The sequence below is a fragment of the Mesorhizobium sp. M7A.F.Ca.MR.362.00.0.0 genome, assembly GCF_004023175.1.
GTDB lineage: Bacteria > Pseudomonadota > Alphaproteobacteria > Rhizobiales > Rhizobiaceae > Mesorhizobium.
The window spans coordinates 2,688-5,842 of the sequence record NZ_RZTF01000393.1; the positions used below are offsets into that span (position 1 = coordinate 2,688).

The window sequence follows — 3,155 nt, forward strand, 5'->3', positions numbered from 1 at the left end:
CCATCGCGGGCCGGCGGGTGGTCTTGCGGGTAACGGTTCGCCGTTTCTGGTGCGACGCCGTTCTTTGCCGCCGCCGCATTTTTGCCGAACGGTTTGGCGCCTTGGGCCGTTGTCGCGAAGAACCGGACGCCTTGAGACCATCGTTCACCACTTGGGACTGGCGCTGGGCGGCAGGCCTGCAGCCGCCTTTGCCGATCGCCTGATGATGCCGGTGAGCAATGATACCCTGTTGCGTGTCGTGCGCCGGCGGACCGAACAGCCGCGCGATAAGCTCGCCATCATCGGCATCGACGACTTCGCGTTCCGGCGCGGCCAACGATACGGAACGATTGTCTGCGATCTTGAGCGCCGCAGGCCAGTGACATTGCTGCCTGATCGCGAACAGGCGACATCGCAGGCTTGGCTGGCGAACCATCCTTCCATTATGACTGTCGCTCGCGATCGGGGTGGCGGATACGGCGAGGCGATCGCTAAGGCCTTGCCTCATGCCGATCAGGTGGCCGACCGCTGGCATCTGATGGAAAACGCCAGCCGCGCTTTCCTTGATGCAGTCAGCAAGTCCATGCGGCAGATCCGAAAGACCGTCGGCAGCACCATCATCGATCCGAAGCTTTTCACCTATGCCGAACGGCTGCAATATGAAGGATATCTGCGTCGCCAGGAGACAAACGAGGCCATTCTGGAATTGTCGAAGCAGGGTGTGCCGATCAAGCAGATCGTCAAACGTACCGGACATAGCCGCAAGCTCGTCCGCAGCGTCCTGCGCGGTCAGCGCTCCGACATGTTCCGCGTCCGGCAGAGTTCGCTCGAGGAATGGCTTCCCTGGCTTGACGGCCGCTGGGACCAAGGCGCGCGCAATGCTTCGGCGCTCTGGCGCGAAATGCGCAAGAAAGGCTTTCGTGGCCAGATCGGCGTCGTCTCTGAATGGGCGCGGCGCAGACGCCTTGCTGAAAGGGCCGATCAAAGCGCACTTGCCCGCACGCCTTCGGCACGAAGCATCGCCAGGCTCATGACGCTGGCGCGTGACGACCTGTCCAAATCGGACGCTGTACTGATCGCGGCAATCGAGAGCAATGTTCCTGACCTCGTCACCGCGCGAACGCTGATCGACGACTTTCAGCAGATGATCCGATCAAAGGCGGTCGCAAAACTGAGCGCTTGGCTCGAGGGCGCGAAAGCAAGCCTCGTCGGCTCCTTTGCAAACGGGGTCGAGAAGGACATCGCCGCAGTGCGCAACGCCATTATCTCTCCGTGGTCGAATGGCCAGACCGAAGGCCAGATCACCAAGCTCAAACTCATCAAGCGGCAAATGTACGGCCGCGCCAAGATTGATCTGCTCCAGGCGCGCCTCGTCGGTGCAACTTAGGCTGTGGCCGCAGCGAGAGTGCGTCAGAGCCCTCATTCCACGAAAAATCACAACCTGATTGTCGCCGTCACGTTCGTCACCGAAGTCGGCGACGCCAGCCGGTTCGAAAGCCCGCGTCAGCTTTGGGATATCTCGGTCTGGTTCCCGGCGAGCGCTCAACCGGGGGAGACAGTCCGGCGCGGCGGCATCACAAAGGCAGGCAACGGGCGGGTTCGCCACATGTTGGTCGAGAGCGCCTGGACCTATCGACATCCGCCCAAGGTCGGGAAGGCGAAGCTATACCGATTGGAGCAGGCGTCACCGAAGGTGTGTGAGATCGCCTGGAAGGCGCAGTCCCGCCTGACAGCCCGCTACCGCATGCTGAGCGCTCGAGGCAAACGGACAACGGTCGTCTGCACCGCGATCGCCCGTGAACTGGTCGGCTTCATGTGGGCAGTCGCAAGGAAGGCGCGCGGGTCTGACGGGCATTCCCCTGCCGTGGTCCCGCCTCCGCCCATGCGCGTCGCGCCCAACTTCACGCGGCTCGATCCGATCAAGGGCCTGAAGCGGTTCTTCGAGATCAAGGCGCTGTCCGAACTCCTGAAATCGCTGATCAAGGTGGCGATCGTCGGCGGCAGCGGGGTCCTGATCGGGATGTTTCTCTTCAATACGGCGATCTGGGCGCCGCTTTGCGGGGACGCCTGCGTCCTGCGGACCGGCCTGCATCTCTTCGGTGCCATCACCCTGATCGGATGCGCGACGCTGATCCTGGCCGGTTTCGTGGATCTCGGCATCAGCCGTGCTCTGTTCCGCCACGACCAGCGCATGACGCAGACCGAATTCAAGCGCGAACAGAAGGAGGAGTTCGGCAGTCCGGAGCTGAGGAAGGGCCGCAAGAGCTTCGCGCACGATCTCGGCGACATGCCGCCGCAGGATCTGTCGAGCGAGGCGGAGCCGACCTTCTGGCTGGATTCCGGCACCCGGCTCGTCGGGCTCTACTACGGCGCCGGCATGACCTCCGCGCCGGTGGTCCTTGCCCTGCTCGAGGGCGCGGCCCGGACGCAGCGCGTCCGAGCCGGATTTTGCGTTCCGATCATGACGCAGTCGCCGCTCGCGGACGAGGTTTTCGACGCCGCCGTTCCCGGCCGCTACATCCAGCTCCGCTTCTTCGAGCGCGTCGTTCAGGCCATGGCCGCGTAGGTCTTGGCACCTGCAAGGTCATGGCAGGTCCGGTGGCGCGCCGGACCCAGCATCGGCGCTCCGAGGGCGCGCTCAGTTTGGATGTCCTGGACCCGGCTTTGGATTGTAGTTTGGATAATCGACGTGAATGTTGCGTCCGGACCCAAAAAGTCGGGTCAGAGACCCGTTCACATCGTTCCAGACGGCTGCATTCTGCCTGGACCTTGCAATTTCGCCCTTGAACGTGTCGTAGAAGACAAGGGCTAGAGCGACGATATCGGAAAGACCGGCCGTAACTTCGCCGATGGCGGCAAGTCCCACGCGTTCGAGAACGAGGCTCGGACCCTTCCATTCGTAGCGGGCGGCCAAGCGGGCGGCCGCGCTATCGTAATCGTAGGCGCTCATCGGTACAGCCCGGCTGATCGCGGAGAAAGCGGACTTCAATGGGCCGAAAGCGTCGAGCCTGGATACGCCCGCGAAATACATGGCCCCTTCCGCAAATGACGCGGCGGAGCCGAGCGCGCCGGAAACTCCCGCGATGGCGCCCAAGGTGGCGCTGGCAGGGTCCCCGTTCTTGACGCTTTTCACCAAGCCCATGAAGCTGGCGACGGCACCTCCCAGCCCTCCCAAA

The 3,155-nt window shown here is 63.2% G+C and carries 2 protein-coding genes and 1 pseudogene; 2 read left to right on the forward strand and 1 reads right to left on the reverse strand.

From position 1 onward, the window contains the following. Together EOC06_RS31040 and EOC06_RS44910 are read left to right on the forward strand one after the other, a co-directional pair. Positions 1–1,366 (forward strand): annotated as a pseudogene (locus EOC06_RS31040) (ISL3 family transposase); the annotation flags it as partial. 18 nt (positions 1,367–1,384) lie between these two features. Beyond that, positions 1,385–2,545 carry an EscU/YscU/HrcU family type III secretion system export apparatus switch protein gene (locus tag EOC06_RS44910; protein ID WP_164898824.1) on the forward strand — a complete coding sequence of 387 codons (1,161 nt, stop codon included), beginning with the start codon at positions 1,385–1,387 and terminating at the stop codon, positions 2,543–2,545. 72 nt (positions 2,546–2,617) lie between these two features. Here the strand turns inward: EOC06_RS44910 and EOC06_RS40370 are convergent. Next, positions 2,618–3,155 (reverse strand): hypothetical protein (locus tag EOC06_RS40370; RefSeq protein WP_164898825.1); only part of this gene is annotated, 538 nt, incomplete at its 5' end.